This is a genomic window from Pseudofrancisella aestuarii, from assembly GCF_003574475.2.
GTDB classification, from domain to species: Bacteria; Pseudomonadota; Gammaproteobacteria; order Francisellales; family Francisellaceae; genus Francisella; species Francisella aestuarii.
Window position 1 is genome coordinate 507,891 of sequence record NZ_QLIS02000002.1, and the last position, 24,460, is coordinate 532,350.

Consider the following 24,460-nt stretch of genomic DNA (forward strand, 5'->3'; position numbering starts at 1 on the left):
CTAGATTCTTAGGGGCTTGTTATGGATAAGAGAAATAATTTAAAAAAAATTATACTGCTTGGTACTTTAGTTATTATTGTGTTAGCGGTTATTTTAGAGTTCAAATTTGGAACTAGTAAAAATATTGATACTCAAACAGATCAAACAACAGAGTCAAAACCTGATGATGATGAAAAAAATGTATCATCAGTAGATGAATCTGAACACTCTTCAGAACAAAAGCAAGATCCGATAACTATCCAGACTAATCAATCTAAAGAAGATATGAATGAACAATTAAAACAGGCGGATGATTACTTAAAGTCTACTAATCCTGATGATCATAAAAAGGCTTTTGAAATATATAAACAGTGCGCAGAAAAAGGAAACCATAAAGCCGAGTTGATGTTAGGAGAAATGTATCAAGAAGGTAAAGGTGTTCAACAAAGTAATGTTAATGCATTAAATTATCTTGAAAAAGCATTTTATGATAAAGATACGAAAGATGAAGCTGAATATCATGTATGTAGTATATACATAGCTGAAAAAAAATATGATAAAGCTGTTCCTTTACTAAAGGAACTAACAGAGAAAGACTATCAAAATTCAGCAGTTGATTTAGCTAGTTTATATTTTACAGGTGCTGGAGATGTTCCAAGAGATCAAGCTAAAGCTAGAGCTATTTTAGAGAAAGCATCTAGGAGTGGTAATGTAAATGCAGAAGTTTTTTTAGGAGACCTTTATTTTAGAAGTTATGATGTGCCAGAAGCCACTAAACTTTGGGAAGTAGCTGCAAAGAAAAATAACAATATTGCCCAATTTAAACTAGGTTACCTGTATATACAAGGTATGGGTATGTTTAAATTGTTTTTAGATAAGAAAAAAGGCTTAATGTATTTGAACCAGTCTGCCAATAATGGAAATATTAGAGCTATGCTTACATTGGGAGATATTTATTATAATGGTAAATATGAAGTTAAGCCAAATAAAGAAAAAGCAATAGGCTATTTTGAGCGAGCTAAAGCAGCTGGAGATTCAAGAGCAGCACAAATTTTAGAGAATATTGCAGCGTTAAATAAGAGACAAGCCAAACCTCAATAAAATTAATTTTAATGTATTGTTAATATTTTTTTTATACAAAATAAATTTTGCTTTAAAAAATAGAGCATTCCACATATAAATTTTGTATTATTTGAGAGAGATATTCTTTTTTAGAAAAGGGTTTTTAAAATGTATAATTCAAAATTTATAACTATAGCAGGGGTTATTAGCTTAATAATCTATGTTTATTGGTATATAAACTTATTTCGAATAAATAGAAAAATTTTACCAAATGCGGAGAAGCAAAAGGCTAATAGCTATCTAGTCATATCTATCGTAACCCCTATTGTTTTAGTAGCTATTGGTATGCTTACTTTGATTATATCTCAAGATTTAACTCATGAGGCATTACTTAAAGAGTCTATAGTATATGTTATGAGTGATAATTTTCCTTTTATAGGAATATTTTTTCTTTGTTTTCCTATATTAATTGTGCCTTCTCTTTGGACAAAATATAGTGATAATAAGCTTATTTTTTATTATATGACTTTTGGACTGCTTTTTATTTCAACTCATTATATAAGCTTTCAAGTATTTAAAAGTTATTACGGGGTTTATTTGTACCAAGTTGATAGTTTATTAAAGATATTCCTTATAACTAATAGTTTTTTAGCTATAGTTTCAATAATAAGTTTCTTTTTTAGTATAGTTTTGAGTGGATTTATTTCTAAGCATTTAATTAATAAAGAAATACTTTGTAAACAGAACAGCAGAAAAGTTGTTAATATATTTATTATTAATGCATTAGTAATTACGATAGTAGGAATAATTGGTTTAATAGCTTGTAGTGTAGTGGCTATTAACATAAAGGACTTCCCAAGTGTAACAAGAGTGTTTTCAATTCTTTTAGGATTTTCAAGCTTATCAGCTATAATTTTAGCTTTTTATTATTCTAAAAATGTTACTTCTGTTATGAGTCTTATTATTTTATTATTTTTTATAAAAAGTGTTGTTCATATCTATTTAATTAATATTTATGAAGCTGTTACTGTTTCAGATCAAGTTATAAATTTTTCAATGAACTCTTTATTTACAATGCTTATTTTTATGACAATTGTTTATAACATTTTAAGAAATGATATTCTTAAAATTGTTCTAATGACAGTTTTTGTATCTTTATATATGCTCTCTTATGTAGTAATGTTGTTGCTTGGTAAGGGATATGGATATGTGTTTGTGAGTTTATTTTATATATCATATATTGTTCTATTTTTAGCTATTTTAATTTTAAATAGAAAAAGAATACAAGCTAATAAATAAAAGCTAAATAACCATACCAGGCATTTGCCATAATCCAGCAGTTCTCAAAGTATCTTTTAAGATAGCTATTTTTTCCTGATCATTTATGGGGTCGTCTATATCATAATTATCTTCATTAGCGGATAAATTATCTATCGTTATAGGTAAAAGATTATTATTTATTGCTTGATTAAAGACTGAAGTTGCACGTCTAATATGAGCTGTAGATGTAATTAGTATTAAGTTTTCTACAGGGGCATTTAAGCTTTTTATTATATTTATGCTATTAATAGCATTCCAAACAGTACTTATTGATTTATCTTCAACTATTATTTGGTTTGCATCTATACCATGCTTTATTAGCCATTGTTTCATTTGATATGACTCTGTAACACCAGCTTGGGCAGCACCACCACTTACAATAATTTTTGCACTTGAATATTTTTTGTTTGCTTCAAGACCTTTTTTAAGTCTATCAATAAGTATTTTATCCATACTTCCATCTTCATTTAATGCATAGCCTAATATCACTATAATTAAAGTATTATCATTAGGAAGTTTTATATCATCTAGATTAGTATTTATTTTAAGAGTAAAATTTTTCCTCGCTGTTTCTATTGCATCTATATAGTACTGAGTTTGATTCCAATCTGAATTTTTTAGTAAAGATATATTGTTATCATAAGACTTTGGATCCCACACAAGAGAATAGGCCGCCATATATATTTGTGGAAAAGGTTTTCCTAGATTCTCAACAGATTGATAAGTTTTTCGTGCACCATTTAAATCATTATTTGAAATTTGTAGGGCAGCTAATGATAAGCTAAATTGGAAATATCTATAACTATTTTGATCAACTTGTTTTATCGCAGCTTTGAGAGATTCTATGGCTTGCTCAGGATTTCCTCGTTGAGTAATACCGGCCCCATTTCCTAATACGTTTGTATCATATTGAATGTTTGATACAGCATTTTGTTGATAAGCCAATATGTCCAAATACTCTGATGAAAAAGCAATTGAGATACTTGGAGAAAGTAGCGTGGTTAAGCTAACTAAAAGAGAAAACAATGTTTTATTAAATCTAAGTTTGTAATTACTCATTTATTTAATTAATAGAAGATTCGTGATCTTGTAAAATATAATAGCATAATAAATAAGTAGCTTTTTATTTTGGCAAAAAATAGGTAAATTATTATTAAGTAAATTTACTTTAAGCCTTTTTTAGGATGCAAAAAAAAATATCTTTTAGAAATATAGCTTGTGCAGGATTTGCAACAAGCGTTGAATATTTTGACTTTGCTTTATTTGCATATGTTACAACTTTTATATCAGCTGCATTTTTTCCTGAAAATGAGCCGGCTGTTGCCATTATTAAAACCTTTGGTATGTTTGCAGTAGGTTATTTGATGAGACCACTTGGTGGAATATTTTTTGGTAATTTAGGCGATAAAGTTGGGCGCAAAAAAGTATTAATCATTACGGTAGGTTTAATGTTTATTTCTACTGCCATGATAGCTTTTACTCCTGGATATCAGACATTGGGTATATTTTCTGTGGTTTTAATCATGTTGGCAAGGATGATCCAAGGATTCTCTATTGGTGGCGAATATAATGGTGTATTGGCCATATTAAGTGAACAGGCTCCAGACAATAAAAGGGGAATGATAACTGCTTTTGGAACTTTCTTTTCAGGTTTTGGAGTTTTTTTAGGGACGGTTTCAGTTTTCTTACTTTCAGAATTCTTAACTACAAAGCAAATGTTTGCTTATGGATGGAGAATAGGTTTTGTAGTAGGGATGGTTTTAGCAATTATTGTTTTAGTATTGCAGTTCTTTCAAGATGAATCTCCAGAGTATATAAAAGCAAAAGAAGACCATGTACTTGAGAGTGCGCCAGTAATTTCTGCAATTAAAGAATATCCTTATCAAATATTTATAGTTTTTGCATTGGCAGGATATCTAGGTATAGTTTATTATATGATCTCTGCATTTGTTCCATCATTCCTTGAACATAATCTTCACTATGATACACATGAGGCAATGCTTGTTGTGATGATTGCATCTTTTGCGTATTTCTCAACAGCGCCTATTTGGGGCTGGGTATCGGATAAAATAGGGCGTAAGAAGGTTTTAATTTTTTCCTGTAGTCTAGTTGGAATATTAATTTATCCAAGCTTTTATGTAATAGTTTATGAAAACTCTGTTATTTCAGATATTGTAATTATGGCAATATTAATGCTTCTAATTTCAGCAGCAACGGCTACTTTTGTGGTTTCAATTAATGAACTTTTTCCAACACACTTGAGATTTAGTGGTGTAGCAACTGGATATAATATAAGTAATGCATTATTGGGTGGAACAGCACCATTAATTTCGGGCTTGTTGGTAATGCACTTTGGAGACTTGGCACCGAGTATTTATGGGATTATTGTTTCTATAATTATTGTAGCAATAGTGATAAGAATGCCTGAAACCAATGGTATAGAATTAGAAGAGTAAATATTCCCTTGAAAAATAGCTATATTGCCCTCAATTATTAAAATGTAACAACACAAATTAAGGTGTATATTATATGGGACTAGGTAAAGTAATAACAGCGAATGAAAATAGCTTCGAGACAGTTTTAGAAAAAGCAGGTAGCAAACCAGTATTAGTAGATTTCTTTGCTGAGTGGTGTGGTCCTTGTAAAATGCAGGAGCCGATCCTTGATAAGCTTTCTAAAGATTATGATGGTGCTGTGATAGTAAAGATAAATGTTGATGAAAATCAAAGCCTTGCAGCTAAGTTTGGAATTAGAAGTATTCCTACTATGATTATCTTTAAAAATGGTAAAGAAATTGAAACTATGCATGGTGTAAAAACACAGTCTCAATTAGAAGATAAATTAAATAGTCATAAGTAGACTTTAGAAATTAGATATTTTATCAAATTCAGTTTTATTATAAGCATCATTCCAAAAATGCCACTCTAATACTGTGCTAGTATAGAAAGCATCAAGCATTTTATTTTGTACCTCTTTAGTTGCTTTATTAGCTAGAGCATCAAAAATACTAATAGCCTCATTAACTATATTTTCAAATTCTTCACTAGCATATGTATCAATCCATTTAGAAAAAGGATTATTTTTATCAGCTTTCTTCGCTATTGCTTTACCTACTTCACAATAAACCCAAGGACAAGGTAGCATAGCAGCAACTGCAACCTCTAAAGGTTCAGATGAGCAAGTTTTTATTAGATAGCTTGTATATGCTAGGGTTGCAGGAGATAATTTTCCTGTATTTGCAAGGTTGTAAGTTTTTTTGAAAAATTCGTGGATTATTTCTTCTTCTGCAGTAAATGCAGCCATAGAGTGATTAAGATAAATTTTTACGTATTCTAGAGGAGATTTCGCTGCAATTATTGCATAGGCTCTAGCAAAGTCTTGTAAGTATAAAATGTCTTGTTCAATATAATAAGCAAACTTTTCTATATTGAGAGTACCTTTGGAAAGTTCTTTATTAAAAGGGTGGTTATGTATAGCTTTAATAATATCTTCACAATGCTTCCATGCTTTATCTGATAATTTAGTCATTTAATTTTCCTTAGTTAGTGTTTATCTATTCCATAAATCATAGAAATGATGTACAGGCCCATTTCCTTTGCCGATATTTATATCTTTTGATGCTAACAGAGCCCCATGCAAATATTTTTTTGCTGCACCACAGGCATCTACATAGGAATAACCTTTTGCTAAAAAGCTTGTAATAGCCGCTGAAAGGGTACATCCTGTTCCATGAGTATTTTTGGAATTGATACGTTCAGAGGTGAAAATATGCTTTTCTCCTTTATTATTCATAAATAAATCTTCTGCAAAACCACTTTTTTCATGCCCACCTTTTACAAGCACGGCCTCACAGCCAAATTTTAAGATTTCTTCTGCAAATTTTTCCTTAGACAGGTATTTCAAATTAGATAATTCTTCTGCTTCTGGGATATTTGGAGTAACTATATTTACAATAGGAAGTAGTTTATTTCTTAAAATATTTATAGCATCTTTTTGTAATAAGAGATCGCCACTTTTAGCTACCATTACAGGGTCTAGAACTATAGGAATATCTTTGGCATTTTTTTCTAAAAAGTTAGCTATAAGATTTATTATTTCTGATGTGAATAACATTCCTATTTTTATAGCATCAGGTCGGATATCTTCAAAAATTGTTTCAAGTTGTTCCTTTATACATTTTAAAGAAATATCATAACAATTTTTTACTCCACAAGTATTTTGGACAGGTAATGCAGTAAGAACAGTCATACCATAACATCCAAGAGCAGAAAACGTTTTTAGGTCAGCTTGTAATCCAGCTCCTCCAGAGCCATCAAAACCAGCTATTGATAGACATTTATATTTCATAATTTTTCTCCAAAGTGAGTAAAGGGTGTTAGCTTGAGTTCTATAGGTTTATTTTGTTTATGAAAACTAATTTCTTTAGAGGAGATAGTTTTACCTATGGGCTTTAATTCATACTTGAAGGTGTTAAAAAAACTATTTGAGATTTCTTTAAATTTACTGCCTTTGACTGTAAAGAGAAGACTATAGTCTTCACCTCCAGATAAAGCTACTTGAGTAGGATCAAACTTTAAAAGCTTACATGCCTCTACAAATTGTTGATCAAGATTTAGTTTATCTAAATCAATTATGGCACCGACATCTGAAGATTCACAAAGTCTCTTGACATCAATATATAAACCATCAGAGATATCCATCATACTAGTGATTGATTTATGTTTACTAAGCCATTGTCCTTCTTTTATTTTTGCATTAGGCTCTAAACAAAAGTTTTTATAGTATGTGCCGAGATCTAAGTTATTTTCTAAAACAAACAATCCTAATCTAGCATAGCCTAAGAAACCAGCGACACAAATGATGTCATCATTTTGAGCAGAGTTTCGATATTTTATGTTTTCAGGATTACATGCCCCAATGGCAGTTATACTAATACTAATTTTATCTGGAGATTTGGTAGTATCTCCACCAATCAATATTATGTTTTCTTCTATGCAGAGCCTAAGTAGATTTTCTAAAAATTCTTGAGCATAGGCAGCGCTGTTATCAGGAATTGCTATACCACATAGTATGTATTTTGGTGTTGCTCCCATAGCAGCGAGATCACTTAAATTTACATGAAGGGCTTTGTGGGCAAGATTTTTAGCACTAAAGTAGCTAGTTCTAAAATGAATATTCTCTATAAGTAAATCTTTTGTTATTACATACTGTTCACTATCTAAACTACGAAGAATTGCAGAATCATCTCCAATAAATCCATTTGAGTTTTTAGCTAGCTTTTTTACTATCTCATCCTCATTTAAATTCATATTATCTTTTCCATAAGTTTGAAGTTGCTAGCATGTAATTGATCCAAAAAAGATATTTTAAAAGAAGCAGGGTGTTTATTTTCTAAAGAAGCTAATTCTCCACAGAGCGTAAAGTATTGAGTAGCTAATTTTGTTGCTTCAAAAGAATCTTCGATGACACATCTAAAAGCAGCTATAACTGCTGTTAAAGAGCAACCCATACCAGTAACAAGAGGCATTAAGTTAGAGCCAAAAGGTATTTCAGTACTTGTTGTACCATTCGTAATAAAATCTATTTCACCGCTTATGGCTATAACTGATTTATGGGTATTAGCTAACTTTATAGCAGCTGGTTTTGCATCATTTATGGTATTAGCTGTTTCAACTCCTTTTGAGAACAAAAGTGAATCAGTAAGGGATATTATTTCGCTAGCATTACCTCGTATAATAGATGCATGGCTTGCTATTTTTTTAGCAGAAGTAGTTCTAATTTTTGTAGCTCCGGAACCAACAGGATCAAGAATTGTTGGTTTCTTATATCTATCTGCAGAATTTATAGCTTGTGTAATTCTATTTAGAAAATTGCTATCTAATGTCCCAATATTTATATATATAGCTGAAGATATAGATACTAGCTCATCAAGTTCTTCTTCATATTGACTCATGATAGGAGCAGCACCAACAGCTAATAAACTATTAGCAACAAAATCCATCGTTACAAGGTTAGTAAGATTAAGCACTACAGGTTTTTTGTCTCTTAATAAGTAAAGAGCCTTTTGAATTTCTTTAAGCATATTTTCTTTCATCAACAATTCTCCTTAGGTTTTGGCAATTTTCTTGGCTGTTTTGATTATGAAAAGCTTCTATAGCAGCAATTCCATAAGCTCCCGTTTGCAGAACATTTTTAGCATTTGTATTATTTATTCCGCCAATAGCAACAATTGGATATTTTGAGATTTTGTAAGCTTCTTTTAAGTTGTTTATACCCCAGATAGTTTCAATATTAGGTTTATTTCTTGTAGGAAAAATACTACCGACACCTAAATAGTCGACAGGTAAGTTATTTGCAATTTTAATTTGCTCAAGATTATTTGTACTTAATCCTAGTATTTTGTTTGGTCCTAGAAGTTCTTTAGCTTTTTGAATATTTCCATCTGACTGTCCTAGATGTAGCCCATAAGCATTTAACTTTAAACAAAGTTCTATATTATCGTTTACTATTAAAGGAATATTTAAAGCATCTAGTAATTTCTTTAACTTCTGCCCAAAGAGTAATAAATCATGACCGCTCAAAGTTTTTTCTCTAAGTTGAACAGAGGTTATACCAGAGGTTGCACAAATTTTTATGAATTCTAAGTAGTCACTAATTGGTTGATCTTGCTTATTTGTAACTAATATTAGTTTTAGAGCATCTTTCATGTATATCTTCCTTATCTTTAACAGAGGAGGAAAGTAAAAACATAAAAGATAAATTGATTAAAATACTTTTTAAGTTTACTTTCACACTCCCTCCGCAGGTATTAACCAGAGCAGGTTCAAAGGGTCAAGTCTCAGCCAACTAAAAGTCAGCACCCCCGGTGAACTTATTTCAAAATTGATTCTAGTAGAAATAGTTTACGTAGTCAAATAGATTATAGTCAAGTAAGCATCATGAGTATTTATATAAAGAGTTCTAAACTACTTTATTTTAGGAGGATAAAGTTTATTTAATAAAGCACCTAATGTAGAGCCTTGTATCAGGATAGATAATACTACCGCAACATATGTAACAGCTACCATATGTGGTGCATCATGTGAAATTGATAATACTAAGGCTAAAGATACTCCTCCCCTTATTCCAGCCCATGTCATAAGAGTTTTATTCTTGAATGCAGATTTCGAAAAATCTCTATTGATAATAGCCATAGGAATGAAGACACTAATAAATCTAGAGAAATTCATAATAACAAAAACTAAAAATCCAATAATAATAGTTAATGTAGTAAAATCTATTTCTGTTAACTCTAAACCTATCATTATAAATAAAAAAGAATTAAGTATATTATCAATTAATCTCCAGAACTTACTTAATAAATCTATTTTTATTTGTTTTTTCTTATTCCATTCGGATAGTTTTTTGCCTGTTATTAAACCCGCTATTACCATTGTTATAGGTGCTGATACACCAAGCTTTGATGCAGCTATATATCCCATGCTTGAAACAGCTAAAGTTATTAGAATAGTAGTTTCATCATCCTTATTTGTACGAATGAAAAATAAAGTTACTATAGCAAAAAGACAGCCTAATAAAATACCACCAACGGCTTCGATAGTAATTTGTTTTATGATTAGTATTATATATGGAATATCTTTAAGAATATTTGGGTCTAAATTTTCAGTTGGATCAAAAAAAACTATATTTGTTAAAACAACAAATAATACGATACTTGTAGCATCATTAAATAAAGCTTCTCCAACAATTTGAACTTTTACTGGTTTTGGGACATTCTTGTTTTTTGAAAGAGTGCTAATAACAGCTATAGGGTCTGTTGGTGAAATAAGCGCCCCAAAAACTAAACAGTTACCAAATGGTACTGAGCCGATATTCAAAATTAGTGTTAAAGTATAATATGCTAATATTGCTGTAATTAATGTAGAGATAATCACGCCAGAAACTGATAAGGCAACTACAGCTTTAGTTTCTTTTTTTAAGTCAACGGCATTAAAACAAAGGGCACTAGCAAATAACATGAAAGAAATCATCCCATTTAAGAGGGTGGTTCTAAAATCAAATTGTTTTATAGCAATGACAATAAAATCTCCTTCATCAAAGATTATAATACACCCTATAGAAAAAACTATCGAAAGCATTGTTAAACCAATAGCTTTGGGAAATTTTAAAAAATTAGTATTAACATAGCTTAGCAAGGCTGTCACAATTATTAATAAACTAAATAAGAAGAATATATTCATACTATTGTGAGACCTGCTATTTTAAATTATTAAAATAAGTCTCTTTTTACTATCTAAGTTTCTAATTTATTTTAGAAATATAACATAATAAATAATTTCTTCTAACTATAAATGGTTTTATTAAAGATCTTTTTTCCAAATATCTCTAAAAATCTTGATGATTTGATCATGTTTAAGAAGAAAATCATTATTATAAGTTTCTTTTGTGTATCTCTGAGTATTAACTACTCTTTTGTCTTCATTAAGCACTATTCTATTTCCAATGCTAAATACTATATCCATAATTGGTTTCAAAATCTTAGTTGTTAAAAAATTACGATAATGCAGTATATATATTTTTGTTTGATTTTCATTTATGGGAACAAAGTAAGCAGTTACTTTCATTTTATTTGAAATGTTAAGAAGCCAAGCATTAGGAAAAATATATTTAATCATTAATTCACCATTCTTTATAGCTTCAATATTATTGTTTTTTTCTATAATTTTAATATCATCTGGTATTTTGTAACCTTTTCCAATGGTTCTTTTATGTACCGTGGCTAGATGTGTGTAGTCTAGTTGGTTTTCTATACAATGTCTTATATTATTATTCCAGATGTCAGTTATCATCGCATATTTGCCATTAAAGGAATCAAAAAGCTCCTGACAGAATTCAAATGCATAATCATTATTTAAATCTTCATCAAAGATATTTATCCAGATCATATCCGCTATTATTTTTGTAGGATAAACTTTAGCTTTTAATTTAGGAATAGAGCATTGTGTTTCAGGGGTATATTTGCAATTACCTGCATCATTAAATTGAAATCCATGAAAAGGGCATGTAATACAATTATCAATAACTTTACCTGAGCTTAGTTCAGCACCTCGGTGTGGACAGTTATTATCCATAATGATTATTTTTTTATCATCATTTTTCCAGACTACAAGATTTAAGCCAAATCGTTCTAATTTTTGAGGTTTATTCTTAAACTCACTAATATGCGCTATAGCATACCAAGCTTTTGGAACTTTCATTATCCATTCTCCATATGGTGTGGATTAGAAATATAATCAAACTAAATTTTAATATACATCTCTATGAAGATATATTAAATAATTATACAATCATACTAAAAGCTTTTAAATCCAATAGAATATGAGTAGAAAAGAGTATCTTAGAAATACAAAAAGAATTGTTATAAAAATAGGCACTAGCACTTTGACTCATAGTAGTGGTTTATTGAATATTGATCGTATAGAAAAAATAGTTCGTCAATTATCTGATTTGCATAATCAAGGGTATGAAGTTGTATTAGTTACCTCTGGTGCAGTAGGCGCCGGCATGGGTAAATTAAATCTTTCAAATAAGCCTAAAACCCTACCTGAAAAGCAAGCGGTTGCAGCTGTTGGTCAAGTAGCTTTGACTCATTTATATCAAAAGCTTTTCTCTGAGTATGGTAAAAATATAGGTCAGCTGCTTTTAACAAAAGATGATATTGCAAATAGAGAAAGATATCTAAATGCTAGAAATACTTTTTTTGCTTTAATTAATAAAGGAGTTATACCAGTAGTCAATGAAAATGACGCTGTTGTCGTAGATGAAATAAAAGTTGGGGATAATGACACTTTATCAGCATTAGTAGCAAGTTTAGTGGAGGCTGATCTCTTAGTTATATTATCAGATATAGATGGTTTATATACGGCTAACCCAAAAGTGGATAGTTCAGCAAAGTTCTTAGATACAGTTCTACATATCTCTGCTGAAATAAAAGCTATGGCAGGTGGAGCTGGTTCAAAATTCGCTACAGGTGGTATGGCAACAAAATTAAAAGCTGGTGAAATAGCTACAAAGTCTGGGACTAATATGATTATAGCTTGTGGCGAAAATCCTCAGAATATAAGAAAGATTATAGATGGTGAAGATATTGGTACTCTTTTTCTGAAAGATAGTAAGTTGATTGCTGCTAAGAAACATTGGATAAGCTATAGCAGTAATAAAAAAGGAATACTGATAATAGATGATGGCGCAGTAGAGGCACTTTATAAATCTAAGAGTTTGTTACCTTGTGGAGTAGTAAAATCAGAAGGTGATTTTTCTAAGGGCTCTACGGTAGCTATATTGAATAAGTATGGTGAAGAAATAGCTACAGGGCTATCTAACTATTCATCAAAAGAGATTGAGCTTATTAAAGGTAATAAAAGCTATGATATTGTAAAAATACTAGGCTACTGTGACTATAATGAAATAGTTCATATTGATAACTTACATATTAAAGAGGCTTAGAAATGAGCAGTAATTATATTTTAGAGCTTGGAATAAAAGCTAAGGAAGCCTCAAAGCATCTAGCTCAGCTGAATACTATAACTAAAAATAAAGTTTTATATGATCTAGAAAAAGCTTTACTAGAGAAGGCTAATTATATTAAAGAAGAAAATCAAAAAGACTTAGCTGTAGCTAGCGAAAGAGGTTTATCAAAAGCCTTTGTAGATAGGTTAACTCTAACTGATGAAAGAATAAAATCAATGGCTGATGGAGTTAGACAAATAACTGATTTTGCTGATCCAATAGGTAAAATTGAAAAAGGATTTAAGCATTCTAAAGGAATGACAATATCTCAAGTTAGAGTGCCACTAGGTGTTATTGCTATGATTTTTGAATCACGTCCTAATGTAACTATAGATGCTGGTGCATTAGCTTTAAAATCTGGTAATGCAATTATTCTAAGAGGTGGCTCTGACTCAATAAATACAAATAAAGCTTTAAAAAATATATTTGCTAATGTTTGTACTAAAAATGGATTACCTGAATGCACTGTTCAACTAGTTGAAAATACAGATAGAGAGTTGGTCAAAGAGTTAGTTACTTTAGATAAATATGTTGATGTAATAATACCAAGAGGTGGAAAGGGTCTTAAAAAAGCTATTCAGAATGATGCAACAGTTCCAATGATTGAGACAGGAGCAGGAATTTGTCATACATATATAGATGAGTTTGCAGATTTAAATAAGGCATTAAAAATAGTTATTAATGCTAAAGTTCAAAGACCTGGTGTCTGTAATTCTTTAGAAACATTGCTTGTTCATAAAGATATTTTAGATAAGTTTTTACCGGAATTAGAAAATGAACTTATAAAAAATAGCGTTGAAATAAGAGCTGATGATAAAAGTTTAAGATATTTAAAACAGGCAAAATTAGCAACTGAAAAAGATTGGGAAACTGAGTATTTGGATTTAATTTTATCTATCAAGTCAGTTTCTAATGTTAAAGATGCAGTAGAGCATATTAATACTTATGGAAGTATGCATTCTGAAAGTATTATTACTGAGAGCTATACTAATACGGAAATATTTCTGAATGAAGTTGATGCTGCTGCGGTTTATGCAAATGCTTCTACTAGATTTACAGATGGTGGTGAATTTGGTTTTGGTGGAGAAATTGGTATTAGCACACAAAAGCTTCATGCAAGAGGACCAATGGGGATTAATGAGCTTACAACATTGAAATATGTTATTAGAGGTAATGGACAAATTAGAGAATAATATGAATTCTAATAATATGCCAGAATGGTATTTTACAACAAAGTTTGAAATACCTATCAAACCAGCTAAATATCCTGATAAATTTATGATCTTAACAGCATGGAATCCTTTAAATCAAAAGCTATCTAAAGAAGAAAATATATCTAGAAATAATGCTTTAGAAAAAGATTTGAAAGAAAGCTTCTCTTTTGTATATGAAATAAATGGCTTTGATCCAGAATCTAAACATAAAGAAAATGGATTTATGGCAAACTGTTTTGATTTAGATAAAGCTTGTGATTATGGACTAAAGTATCAACAAGATGCGATTTATTATGTTGTAGAGGATAAGTTATATGTTGTTCAATGTGCTTTGGATAAAAGAGAAATGATTAGTGTTGGCAAATTTCTATATAGAGTTTTCTAATAAATTATTTATAAAAGAATTTATACATTAACGAGAAAATAGCGATAAGTATAATTCCAGAGAAAACTACTATTCTCTGATCTGGATCACATAGCATACCTAGAATGATGAGGCTATTAAATATAATGCTAGCATAAGGCAGTATTGGAAATCCAAAGGCTTTAAATTTAAGCTGTTTAATTTCTTCTTTTGATAAAGATTTTCTGAATTTAACATGACATAAGCTAATGACTAACCAGATTAAACATCCAACCATTCCGGATGATGATATTATAAGGATGAAAACTTTTTCAGCACCTATAAATCTACTAAGCAAACATATGCAAGAGATAATAGCTGTAAAAATTACGCCATAGTATGGAATATGGTGTTTATTAATTTTCTTAAATAATTTAGGTGCTTGGTTATCATTAGACATAGACCAAAGTAGTCTAGCACAAGCATAGAAAGCAGAATTAACCGCAGATAAACTAGCTGTTAGTATTACAAGTTGCATTATTGTGTCTATATATCTTATATTTACTAGCTTGAGCACAGTTACAAAAGGTGTATCAATTACGCTAGAATCTTTATAAGGTATTATGTATGCAATTATAAAAGTTGAGAAAATGAAAAATACTAAAATACGTAAGGCTACACTTTTAATAGCTTTGATAATATTTTTTACAGGATCTTTAGTTTCTCCAGCTGCAATACCAACTAATTCAGCGCCCTGAAAGGTACAAACTATTATTACTAAACCAAAAGCAAATGCTTGGAAACCATTTGGGAATAATCCATCAGTATAAAAATTTACTAATCCAGCAACGGGTTTATTTGTATGTAAAAATCCAAATACTATTAATCCGCCAATTAGAATAAAAATCAGAATAGTTAAGATTTTTATACCAGCTAGCCAAAATTCAATTTCTGCAAAAATCCTCACAGATAAAAAATTAAGTAGACTTATTGAGACAATAAAGAGTAAACAGTATTGCCATACTGATATTATAGGGAAAAAGTTATTACAAATTATTGCAGCAGCAACAAGAGAAGCAGCTGCAGCTGTAACCCAGTTTATTAGATATAACCAGCCGGTTAAGAAGCCTGCATATTTCGATAAGAACCTGGTAGCATAGCTTTGGAATGATCCACTTACTGGGAGTGCTACAGCCATCTCTGCTAAGCTGACTAGGACTATCATCATGAGTATACCACCTAGTATAAAACCTAGAACTGTACCAAAAGCTCCTACTGTGTTTAATATACTTCCAACGCCTAAGAAAAAACTGGCAGAGATAGTGCCTCCTAGGGATATCATGACTATATGCCTAGATAATATTGATCTTTTTAATTCTTGATTTGACATATTCTTGAAAAAGAGAATCAATAAATTCATTATATGCCATAAGTTATATTTTTAGATAATAAAAATTTTTCTACAGAGCAACTTTCTAGATAATCCATATTTAGAAACATATAATTCAATCTACATTTATTATTGTTTTTGATATGTCTATAGTTGTTGTTGGAAGTGCCGGTGGAGATTTGATAGTTAAAGTTTCATCACTACCTAAAGAGGGTAGCGGCTATTATGAGTTTAGATCTTATAGGTCGTAATTAGATTATAAGAATAGTAAGTTTATTGTTAGATATAAATTTAGTAATCTAGATTTAATCTAGTTATTCAAATTGTAATAGGTAATCATATTTTTATGAGTATAAGAATGAAACAAGTTTTACTAGTATTATGTGGAGTTATTGCTGGAGTTTGTTTTGCAAACGGTGCTGATGTGACACCAGTATCTTGTTTTACTTATGCTAAACAGAAAGAGTCATTTTTTAGTTCATATACTATTAGTATTACAGACTATAAAAAAAGTTGTGGTAGTAAAGTAGTACTTCCGAGTAGTATAAATGGGTTTGAGGTTACGAATATAGGTGAATATGCTTTTTATAGTAAAGGGCTTGTAAATATAAAGATACCTGATACTGTTAAAAGTATTGATAAAGGTGCTTTAGGTGATAATAATCTTACAAATATAGATATCCCTCAAAATATAACGAGTATTGAGAGCTTTGTTTTTTATAAAAATAGACTAACTAATGTCATAATACCTGAGTATGTTAGAAATATAGGTATGGGAGCATTTCAAGAAAATTTATTAAAAAATGTAACTATATCTAGTGGAGTTAAATATATTGGTTATGAAGCTTTTATGAATAATCAAATAACAATCTTACAAATTCCAAACAGTGTAGAGAGCATAAAAGGTTATGCTTTTTATGATAACTATATAGACAGCTTAACTATTGGTGAAAATGTCAAAAAGATAGGTGATTATGCTTTTGCTAAAAACAAGTTATTAGATTTAAAAATTCCTGATAATGTGCTTTATATTGGAAATAAAGCTTTTTATGATAACAATATATCAAATCTTGTTATGTCAGATAATATTATAAGTGTTGGGCAAGATGCTTTTGCAAAGAATCCTTTGAAGATTCAGTCAATTCCAATCCCTAGAACAGACCCAGCTTGCTTTACATTTGATGAAACTAAAGGAGAAATTACAGCATATAAAAGTAGTTGTAATAAAAAAGTGTATATTCCAGATAGGATAAATGGAGTTTCTGTAGTAAGTATTGGAAATGAGGCATTTAAGAATAAAGGTATTACGAATGTTTCGTTTCCAGAAACTATCACAAAAATAGGTAATGGAGCTTTTAGGGAGAATCCATTAAAAGTTTTAGACCTCCCTAATAAATTGAAATCAATTGGGGATACTGCTTTTTATAGGAGTAATATAAGTACACTTGTAATACCTGATAGTGTAACTAGCATTGGTGAAAGTGCTTTTTATCGAAATGGACTAACAAGTGTAAAATTACCAAAAAATATTAAAATCATAAATAGTGGAGTATTTTGGGATAATAACATTAAGGAGATTAATATTCCTGAATGTGTTGAAACTATTGGAAGTTTAGCATTTTCCCATAATAATCTTAAGAATGTAAAAATACCTAATAAAGTAACTAGTATTGGATATGGTGCTTTTTCAAATAATGAGTTAAAAACTATTAATATCCCAAAAGGTATAACAATAATTCAGGAAAAGAGTTTTGCAGATAATAAACTTAAATCCGTTGTTATTCCAGATAGCGTAACAGTTATTGATGCAGAAGCTTTTGCTTCAAATGATTTAGAGCATTTAACTATTCCTAGTAATGTTATAAATATTAATAGAGATGCTTTTTGGGGAAATAAGCATTTGTATAGAGTTAATGTTGAGGGTGTTGATAAAACACGATTTAATCAGAATTGGGATAATATTTTTGGCATAAATCACAGAGGCTACCCAATCAAACCATCAAAGGATTAAATATGAAATATTTCAAAGCTTTAATAATGTCTATAATACTACTCTTACTATTTGGGTGCATAAGTCATATAAAAGAAGCACCAGAAACTAGTGAAAAAGAGCAACAGCAAATAGTTAAGATGCTTGTTGAAATGTTAGAAAAAGAATATCATCAACCATTTAAGGTTATTAAGTTTAAATACAACTATACAGGACATACTAGTGGTGCGAATGACTGTGCTTTTATATATTGTAGATCACATGTGTATGGGGAGTATTATTTAGATATTCAAGCAGTAGATAATCCTTTTATTACCATTAATCTTTCTTTGAATGATGGTGGAGGTATTAAAAACATGCTTAAACAATTTAGAGAAAAAGATTTAAGTAAAGTATATTGTTATGCATTTTCAGAGCTCTTTAATAAAAACTATATAAATGAGAAATGGGTATATCCTAAAGAACAACATATTGATAAAAAGAAGTTTTATGAAACTGCAGACTTCTGTGACCAAAGACCAAGTAAATATGATATAAGCAGAAAAGAAGTAGATGAACTAACTAATTTTGCAATATATCTTCCTGGGGGTCGTACAAACTGGACAATTCAGTTTGAAAATACTCCAAAATCTATAAATAACTTTCTTAAAAATATGTATCATATTACGCAAAAGTGGGATATACAAGGAGACACTATTGGTGTTACATTATTTAGTTTAATTGATAGTGGAAATACAGTAACAGTGCATCCTGAAGGTAGCTTTTTGGTTGGTGATTACTGGGCTAAGAAAGCTAAATCTCCAGAAGATTTGAAAGAATATTTATATTTGAGAACAGAAAATTAGTGAAAGTGATCTATCTAAATCAAATTGAGACATTTGTTACTTGAAATATAAAAAATTAATATCTTAAAATAAGATGTTCTTATACTACAGGCATAATAAAAACTGTACTAAAACCTATTCAAGATAATGAGGTGGTTTTTTTAGAATATCAGAATCTTATAGCTGTAGAGAGACAGGAAAAATGTTCCACAAACCTTAAAAATTAAGAGAAATATAGACTTATAGAGATTATTTATAAACAGGGAATTTATCACAAAGAGCAACTACTTTAGCAGCTGTTTCTTTTTCTACTTTTTCATCACCACAGTTAAATACTACATCAGCTAACCAATTAGCAACTTGCTCACATTCCGCTTCTTTAAATCCACGAGTAGTAATAGCTGGGCTTCCTATTCTTAATCCGCTTGTTACAAAAGGAGAACGAGGATCATTAGGGATAGAGTTCTTATTTACTGTAATATTTGCTCTACCAAGAGCAGCTTCAGCATCTTTACCTGAAAAGCCAGTATTTGTAATATCTAAGAGTAATAGGTGATTGTGAGTTCCACCAGAAATGATATTGATATTTCTTTCTTTAAGAGTTTTTTCTAAAGCTTTAGCGTTTTTCAATACTTGCTTTTGATACTCTTTAAATTCTGGTCTTAGAGCTTCTTTAAATGATACTGCTTTAGCAGCAATAACATGCATTAAAGGACCGCCTTGAATACCAGGGAATATGGCAGATTGAAATTTTTTAGCTAAATCTGGATTATCGTTGCAAAGAATAAGACCGCCACGAGGACCTCTAAGAGTTTTATGAGTAGTAGTTGTAGCTACATGCACATGCGGGAATGGGTTAGGGTATAGACCAGCTGCCACAAGACCAGCTACATGAGCTATATCAGCCATTAATACTGCATCAACGCTATCAGCAATCTCTCTAAATTTTGCCCAATCAATAATTCCAGAAAATGCTGAGAAACCAGCAATAATCATTTTAGGCTTATGTTCTTTAGCTAGTTCAGCAACTTGAGCATAGTTAATATCACCTTTCTCATCTAATCCATATTGAATAGATTCATAATGTTTCCCAGAGAAGTTTACTTTGGAACCATGTGTAAGATGTCCACCAGCACTTAGATCCATGCCTAATACAACATCACCAGGTTTTAATACAGCAGTATACACAGCAGCATTTGCTTGTGATCCAGAGTGAGGCTGAACATTTGCATAATCTACACCAAAAAGCTCTTTAGCTCTTTCAACAGCTAGCTCTTCTGCGATATCTACATATTCACAACCACCATAATATCTTTTACCATGATAACCTTCAGCATACTTGTTTGTTAGTTGAGATCCTTGTGCTTCCATCACAGCTGGACTAGCATAGTTTTCAGAAGCAATTAATTCAACATGTTCATGTTGTCTTTTTACTTCTAATTGAATCGCTTTGAAAATTTCTGAATCAGTATTTTTTAAATTATCTTTATCCCAACTAAACATTATATTTATCTCCTGATGATATGTGTTGAAATTATATAAGTGTGAATATATAAATAAATTGGATGTTCGTAATTATATCTTATATTCTTATATATAAAAAGTTTTTGAAAGGTATTTGGGTTATGGGAAAGGTCATTGACTTAGATCAAATAGAGCAACAAGAATGGGAAGAAGAAAATGCCTATTATAAGCAGTCAGATAGTAAGTCAAAAATAAAAAGAGATATGTTAGAAATAACAGATTTCGGGAGAGAGCTTACAGAGTTAAATAATACTCAATTAGATAAATTACCAATAGATGAAAATCTTAAGAAAAATATACTTACTGCGCGTAATATGCAGAAAATAGCCTTAAAAAGGCAAATTCAATTTATTGGTAAACTTTTAAGAAAGGTTGATAATCTAGAAGATATTCAGGAAGCTCATAGTAAATTAGTAAATAAGAATAAAGAAGCTAATTTAGTTTTCCATAGATTAGAGCATATTAGAGAAGCGTTATTAGCTTCAGAAACTGCTGATAGTATGCTTCAACAAGTTTTAGAAGAATTTCCAGAGATAGATATACAAAATTTAAGACAATTAATAAGAAATCATCATAAAGAAATGGAAAAAAATAAGCCTAAAAAGTCTTATAGACAAATATTCCAGGTGCTTAAAGAAGCATCTCCTGAAATTAACTAATTATTGATTAATGCTAGATACTGCTTTATCCTTTAAGACAAACATTTTTGCATACTGTTTTTAATCTTAATGAAAAGTTTAAAAGATATTAGAAATTTAATGAAAGAAGATATTGAAAAAAATGATCGATTGATTGTTGATTCATTATCTTCTGAAGTCGTTCTTATTAATCAAATTAGTCAATATATTATTAATAGTGGTGGTAAAAGATTAAGGCCACTTTTAGTTTTGTTGTTTGCAAAAGCTATGGGTTACCAAGGTCAAAAACATTATGCAGCTGCAGCAATAATAGAATTTATACATACAGCAACTTTATTACATGATGATGTGGTTGATGATTCTCAGTTAAGAAGGGGACGTCAAACTGCAAATAATGTCTTTGGAAATGCAGCAAGTGTTTTAACTGGAGATTTTCTTTATTCAAGATCTTTTCAGATGATGGTTAAGTTAGATAATATGCAGATTATGCAAATATTAGCAGATGCGACAAATAAAATATCTGAGGGAGAGGTTCTGCAGCTATTAAATGCTAGAAATATTAATTTAGATGAAGAAGGGTACACGAACGTAATTTACTGTAAAACAGCTAAGCTTTTTGAGGCAGCATGTGAATTAGCAGGTATTCTAGCTTTAGATAAGGAAGATTTTGTACAAAAAAGAAATCAGATTCAGCAGTACGGTGTATATTTAGGTAATGCTTTCCAAGTAGCGGATGATGTTTTAGATTATATTTCAGATGCTGAAAGTTTAGGTAAGAATATTGGTGATGATTTAGATGAAGGTAAGATGACTTTACCAACTATTTATGCTTTAGCTAATGTTTCAAAAGAAGAACAACAAGTTTTAAAAAAAGCTATTGAAAATGGTGATTATAATATAGAAGAAATAGTTTCTATAGTTAAGCAAAGTGGAGCGATAGAGTATTCTTATAAAGTTGCTTGTCATTATGCAGAAAAAGCTAAGCAAGCAATCGATTTCTTACCTAATACAGAGTATAAGAAAGCAATGTTTTTGCTTTGTGATTTGGCTGTGAATAGAAGAGCATAAAATGAGTATCTTAAAACTTAATATCATAAGGTTTTGTGTAGCTTTTATATCACTATTTGCTGTGAGCTATTCGATTTATTATAGTGGATTTAATATTTTTGAAGTCTTTGCGCAGTTTACATATATAAGCAACTTATCAGTTATTGTCATATTGTTTTTGATTTCGTTTAATTTTATAAGTGATAAAAATATCCTATTTGTTTTACCACAAATAACTCTTACATATATTATATTTGCATTACTTTTGTCTAAAGGCATAGTAAATGAAACGCCTTACAGTTTAGTAGAACATTATTTCTTACCTATATATCTTTTATGTGACTATTTTCTTTTCGTAAAAGAAAGAGCGAAGATTTATAAAGTATTAACAGTATTGGTTACATACACTGTTATATATATGATTTATATGTATAGTTATGGATATTTTTCAGGATATTATCCTTATTTCTTTATAGATTTGACAATTAATCCTTTGTGGAAGGTAGTAGCTACTAGCATAGCTATTATAATTTTAGTATATGTAATATTTTTTGTGATTGTTGCGGCTAAGCAGGCACAAAATAAAATATATAAGAGATTTTCAGATAAAAGAAATACTATTTAAAAGATTTTAAAGTTATTTTAAATGATAGAGCTTGGTTTGGACCAATTGCTACAGGTGCTTTTTCACCATAGGCTACATCAGGAGCACAGTAAAGTATAAAAGTAGAGCCCGTAGGTATTTTAGGGATTGCATCCTTCCAACATTTAATTAAGTTCTGGAGAGGGAAAGTAATATCTTTATTTGAGTCAAAGGTGATTCCTACAAGCTTACCTTCTTTAATATCATTTAATACAAGCTTATTTTTTTCATAAGTTATAACAGGAGTGGTGCCTTGATAATCTAGAGTTATTTTATTATTGCTTTTAGGTTTTTTACCATCTCCTTGCTTAATCATTTGATAATAGACTCCATCATCAACTTTGATAATATTATCTATTTTAGCTATTTGTTCCATAAATTCTGTAGAGTATTTAAGATTCTCTTCAGGTAGGGATATCTGTCCACTTCTAATTTTTTTCTTCAATTCAGTTAAATTCTCTACTATCTGATCTCTAGAAAGTCTAGGTTTTTTATTATTTAAGGCGTCACTATACCCTGCTATTATACTATCATCGTCCATATCTAGACTTTGTCTAGCCATGCCTGCTCCTATATCATAGCCCCATGAGTAACTGCTTTCTTTACTAGCTTGTGCAGTATTATTAGCAGCAAAAGCAGATATTCCAATAGAAGACAGAATTAGAGTAGTTAACAGTCTGGTTGATATTTTCATAAAATCATCTCCTTATTTCTGTTACAGAAATATTAAAAAAATCAAAAAGTTCTTTATCTAACATTTGTGATGGAGAAATATTAGATAATGCTTTAAATATAACATTTTTTCGGTCAGGATTCTTTTGTTCCCACCTGTTTAGCATATCTTTAATGAGAACTCTTTGTAAATTGTCTTGAGATCCACAAAGATTACATGGAATTATTGGGAAATTTTTTAGTTTAGAGTATTCGGTAGTTTCTATTTCAGAAACAAATGATAAGGGGCGTATTACAATATTCCTTTTATCATCACTTAGGAGCTTTGGAGGCATGGATTTAATAGAGCCATTATAAAATAAGTTTAAGAAGAATGTTTCTATAATATCGTCACGATGATGTCCTAATGCAATTTTTGTTACATTATGTTCTTCCGCAAAGTCATATAGTATACCTCGACGCATTCTAGAACATAATCCACAAGTAGTTTTACCTTCTGGAATTACGCTTTTTACAACACTATATGTGTCTCTTTCTATAATATGATATTCAACATTTTTCTGCTTTAGATAATTTGGCAAAACTTCTTCTGGGAAGCCTGGCTGCTTTTGATCAAGATTGACAGCAAGAATATCAAATTTTATTGGAGCTTTTTGCTGTAGTAGTAATAGTATTTCTAATAAGCAATATGAATCTTTGCCCCCCGATAGGCAAACCATAATCTTATCATTTTCTTCAATCATATTATATTGATTGATAGCTTGAGCAGTTTTTCTAATTATTTGCTTTTCTAATTTTTTTAAGTCTTTTGGCTGATCATTAATTATCATTTTCTAGTAAATAATCCTTTATTTCCTTTGGAAGTTTATGCAATCTGCCTGTTGTAGCATTATAACATGCTAGTTTTACGTGGGCTGTAGTTGCTATCTCATTAGAGCCTGAAATTTTTATTTCGTAGTTCAGCTCTATGCTTGCAGCACCACATTTAATTACTGTTTGGGAAACCTCTAATTTATTTGGGTGAGTAAGAGGAATTTTATAATTGCAGCATTGTTCAGATATTACAAGTTGTATAGTATTCTCTTTAGCCCATTCTATCAAGGCTGGAGTTTGATATACCCAAGTAGTTCTTGCTTCTTCAAAGTAGTCAAAATATTTACCATTGTTTACATGCCCATACTTATCTGTATCTGACCATCTTATATTAGTTATTAACTTAAAGCAGCGTCTGTTTGTCATAGATAA

Annotated in this window: 25 protein-coding genes and 1 riboswitch; of the genes, 12 read left to right on the forward strand and 13 right to left on the reverse strand. The window is 30.2% G+C overall.

Annotated elements, in window-relative coordinates; all coding sequences use genetic code 11:
- Nucleotides 1–21 precede the first annotated feature (21 nt).
- Both DNK87_RS06495 and DNK87_RS06500 read left to right on the forward strand, forming a co-directional pair.
- Nucleotides 22–1,080: a tetratricopeptide repeat protein gene (locus DNK87_RS06495; protein WP_119330058.1), complete on the forward strand. Its 1,059-nt coding sequence runs from the start codon at nucleotides 22–24 to the stop codon at nucleotides 1,078–1,080.
- Between the two features lie 129 nt (nucleotides 1,081–1,209).
- Nucleotides 1,210–2,340: a hypothetical protein gene (locus tag DNK87_RS06500; protein ID WP_119330059.1), complete on the forward strand. Its 1,131-nt coding sequence runs from the start codon at nucleotides 1,210–1,212 to the stop codon at nucleotides 2,338–2,340.
- A gap of 3 nt (nucleotides 2,341–2,343) precedes the next feature.
- On the opposite strand, the gene DNK87_RS06505 is transcribed toward DNK87_RS06500, so the two are convergent.
- Nucleotides 2,344–3,420 (reverse strand): YdcF family protein, encoded by a 1,077-nt coding sequence (locus DNK87_RS06505; RefSeq protein ID WP_119330060.1) that lies wholly within the window; start codon nucleotides 3,418–3,420, stop codon nucleotides 2,344–2,346.
- A 125-nt stretch (nucleotides 3,421–3,545) separates the two neighbouring features.
- Here DNK87_RS06505 and DNK87_RS06510 point away from each other — a divergent pair, with 125 nt between their 5' ends.
- Nucleotides 3,546–4,817 carry an MFS transporter gene (locus DNK87_RS06510; protein WP_119330061.1) on the forward strand — a complete coding sequence of 424 codons (1,272 nt, stop codon included), beginning with the start codon at nucleotides 3,546–3,548 and terminating at the stop codon, nucleotides 4,815–4,817.
- A 73-nt stretch (nucleotides 4,818–4,890) separates the two neighbouring features.
- Complete coding sequence (gene trxA, locus DNK87_RS06515; protein ID WP_119330062.1) at nucleotides 4,891–5,220, forward strand: thioredoxin; 330 nt, start codon at nucleotides 4,891–4,893, stop codon at nucleotides 5,218–5,220.
- Nucleotides 5,221–5,223: 3 nt separating this feature from the next.
- On the opposite strand, the gene tenA is transcribed toward trxA, so the two are convergent.
- The 7 genes from tenA to DNK87_RS06550 form a co-directional block, all read right to left on the reverse strand.
- Entirely contained in the window at nucleotides 5,224–5,889 is a 666-nt protein-coding gene (gene tenA, locus DNK87_RS06520) for a thiaminase II (protein WP_119330063.1), read from the reverse strand.
- A 21-nt stretch (nucleotides 5,890–5,910) separates the two neighbouring features.
- Entirely contained in the window at nucleotides 5,911–6,708 is a 798-nt protein-coding gene (gene thiD / locus DNK87_RS06525) for a bifunctional hydroxymethylpyrimidine kinase/phosphomethylpyrimidine kinase (protein ID WP_119330064.1), read from the reverse strand.
- A complete protein-coding gene (thiL, locus tag DNK87_RS06530) occupies nucleotides 6,705–7,670 on the reverse strand; it encodes a thiamine-phosphate kinase (RefSeq protein WP_119330065.1) in 966 nt (321 codons plus the stop codon). Before thiL ends, thiD begins: the two co-directional genes overlap by 4 nt.
- On the reverse strand, nucleotides 7,667–8,455 hold the full coding sequence (thiM, locus tag DNK87_RS06535; RefSeq protein ID WP_244614628.1) for a hydroxyethylthiazole kinase: 789 nt from the start codon (nucleotides 8,453–8,455) through the stop codon (nucleotides 7,667–7,669). The genes thiL and thiM overlap by 4 nt, the downstream gene beginning before the upstream one ends.
- The gene (gene thiE / locus DNK87_RS06540) at nucleotides 8,436–9,068 is read right to left on the reverse strand and encodes a thiamine phosphate synthase (protein ID WP_119330066.1); all 633 of its coding nucleotides are present in this window, start codon (nucleotides 9,066–9,068) and stop codon (nucleotides 8,436–8,438) included. Before thiE ends, thiM begins: the two co-directional genes overlap by 20 nt.
- Before the next feature lie 69 nt (nucleotides 9,069–9,137).
- Nucleotides 9,138–9,235, reverse strand: a riboswitch (TPP riboswitch).
- Nucleotides 9,236–9,326: 91 nt separating this feature from the next.
- Entirely contained in the window at nucleotides 9,327–10,601 is a 1,275-nt protein-coding gene (locus DNK87_RS06545) for a cation:proton antiporter (RefSeq protein ID WP_119330067.1), read from the reverse strand.
- A gap of 120 nt (nucleotides 10,602–10,721) precedes the next feature.
- The gene (locus DNK87_RS06550) at nucleotides 10,722–11,621 is read right to left on the reverse strand and encodes a Rieske 2Fe-2S domain-containing protein (protein ID WP_119330068.1); all 900 of its coding nucleotides are present in this window, start codon (nucleotides 11,619–11,621) and stop codon (nucleotides 10,722–10,724) included.
- Nucleotides 11,622–11,739: 118 nt separating this feature from the next.
- On the opposite strand from DNK87_RS06550, the gene proB reads away from it, so the two are divergent.
- Genes proB through DNK87_RS06565 form a run of 3 tightly spaced genes read left to right on the forward strand, consistent with a single transcriptional unit; the run spans nucleotide 11,740 to nucleotide 14,529 of the window.
- Complete coding sequence (gene proB, locus DNK87_RS06555) at nucleotides 11,740–12,867, forward strand: glutamate 5-kinase (RefSeq protein ID WP_119330069.1); 1,128 nt, start codon at nucleotides 11,740–11,742, stop codon at nucleotides 12,865–12,867.
- Between the two features lie 2 nt (nucleotides 12,868–12,869).
- Entirely contained in the window at nucleotides 12,870–14,123 is a 1,254-nt protein-coding gene (locus tag DNK87_RS06560; RefSeq protein WP_119330070.1) for a glutamate-5-semialdehyde dehydrogenase, read from the forward strand.
- 1 nt (nucleotide 14,124) lies between these two features.
- Nucleotides 14,125–14,529 (forward strand): DUF3293 domain-containing protein, encoded by a 405-nt coding sequence (locus DNK87_RS06565; RefSeq protein WP_244614630.1) that lies wholly within the window; start codon nucleotides 14,125–14,127, stop codon nucleotides 14,527–14,529.
- A 4-nt stretch (nucleotides 14,530–14,533) separates the two neighbouring features.
- Here DNK87_RS06565 and DNK87_RS06570 read toward each other — a convergent pair whose 3' ends face one another.
- On the reverse strand, nucleotides 14,534–15,877 hold the full coding sequence (locus DNK87_RS06570; RefSeq protein WP_119330071.1) for an amino acid permease: 1,344 nt from the start codon (nucleotides 15,875–15,877) through the stop codon (nucleotides 14,534–14,536).
- A 346-nt stretch (nucleotides 15,878–16,223) separates the two neighbouring features.
- Here DNK87_RS06570 and DNK87_RS06575 point away from each other — a divergent pair, with 346 nt between their 5' ends.
- Together DNK87_RS06575 and DNK87_RS06580 are read left to right on the forward strand one after the other, a co-directional pair.
- On the forward strand, nucleotides 16,224–17,888 hold the full coding sequence (locus DNK87_RS06575) for a leucine-rich repeat domain-containing protein (RefSeq protein ID WP_119330072.1): 1,665 nt from the start codon (nucleotides 16,224–16,226) through the stop codon (nucleotides 17,886–17,888).
- Between the two features lie 2 nt (nucleotides 17,889–17,890).
- A complete protein-coding gene (locus tag DNK87_RS06580) occupies nucleotides 17,891–18,712 on the forward strand; it encodes a hypothetical protein (protein WP_119330073.1) in 822 nt (273 codons plus the stop codon).
- A gap of 228 nt (nucleotides 18,713–18,940) precedes the next feature.
- Here the strand turns inward: DNK87_RS06580 and glyA are convergent, their stop codons facing one another.
- A complete protein-coding gene (glyA, locus tag DNK87_RS06585) occupies nucleotides 18,941–20,194 on the reverse strand; it encodes a serine hydroxymethyltransferase (RefSeq protein ID WP_119330074.1) in 1,254 nt (417 codons plus the stop codon).
- Between the two features lie 122 nt (nucleotides 20,195–20,316).
- On the opposite strand from glyA, the gene yjgA reads away from it, so the two are divergent.
- The 3 genes from yjgA to DNK87_RS06600 all read left to right on the forward strand — a co-directional run bounded on the left by yjgA (nucleotide 20,317) and on the right by DNK87_RS06600 (nucleotide 22,525).
- On the forward strand, nucleotides 20,317–20,874 hold the full coding sequence (yjgA, locus tag DNK87_RS06590; protein WP_119330166.1) for a ribosome biogenesis factor YjgA: 558 nt from the start codon (nucleotides 20,317–20,319) through the stop codon (nucleotides 20,872–20,874).
- A 69-nt stretch (nucleotides 20,875–20,943) separates the two neighbouring features.
- Complete coding sequence (locus DNK87_RS06595) at nucleotides 20,944–21,921, forward strand: polyprenyl synthetase family protein (protein WP_119330075.1); 978 nt, start codon at nucleotides 20,944–20,946, stop codon at nucleotides 21,919–21,921.
- A 1-nt stretch (nucleotide 21,922) separates the two neighbouring features.
- Entirely contained in the window at nucleotides 21,923–22,525 is a 603-nt protein-coding gene (locus DNK87_RS06600; RefSeq protein ID WP_119330076.1) for a hypothetical protein, read from the forward strand.
- Here DNK87_RS06600 and DNK87_RS06605 read toward each other — a convergent pair.
- The 3 genes from DNK87_RS06605 to DNK87_RS06615 are packed head-to-tail and all read right to left on the reverse strand — an operon-like array spanning nucleotide 22,518 to nucleotide 24,454.
- Nucleotides 22,518–23,237: an FKBP-type peptidyl-prolyl cis-trans isomerase N-terminal domain-containing protein gene (locus tag DNK87_RS06605; protein WP_119330077.1), complete on the reverse strand. Its 720-nt coding sequence runs from the start codon at nucleotides 23,235–23,237 to the stop codon at nucleotides 22,518–22,520. The genes DNK87_RS06600 and DNK87_RS06605 overlap by 8 nt on opposite strands.
- Nucleotides 23,238–23,241: 4 nt before the next feature.
- Complete coding sequence (gene ttcA / locus DNK87_RS06610) at nucleotides 23,242–24,045, reverse strand: tRNA 2-thiocytidine(32) synthetase TtcA (protein WP_119330078.1); 804 nt, start codon at nucleotides 24,043–24,045, stop codon at nucleotides 23,242–23,244.
- Complete coding sequence (locus DNK87_RS06615) at nucleotides 24,035–24,454, reverse strand: acyl-CoA thioesterase (RefSeq protein ID WP_119330079.1); 420 nt, start codon at nucleotides 24,452–24,454, stop codon at nucleotides 24,035–24,037. The genes ttcA and DNK87_RS06615 overlap by 11 nt, the downstream gene beginning before the upstream one ends.
- Nucleotides 24,455–24,460: the final 6 nt, after the last annotated feature.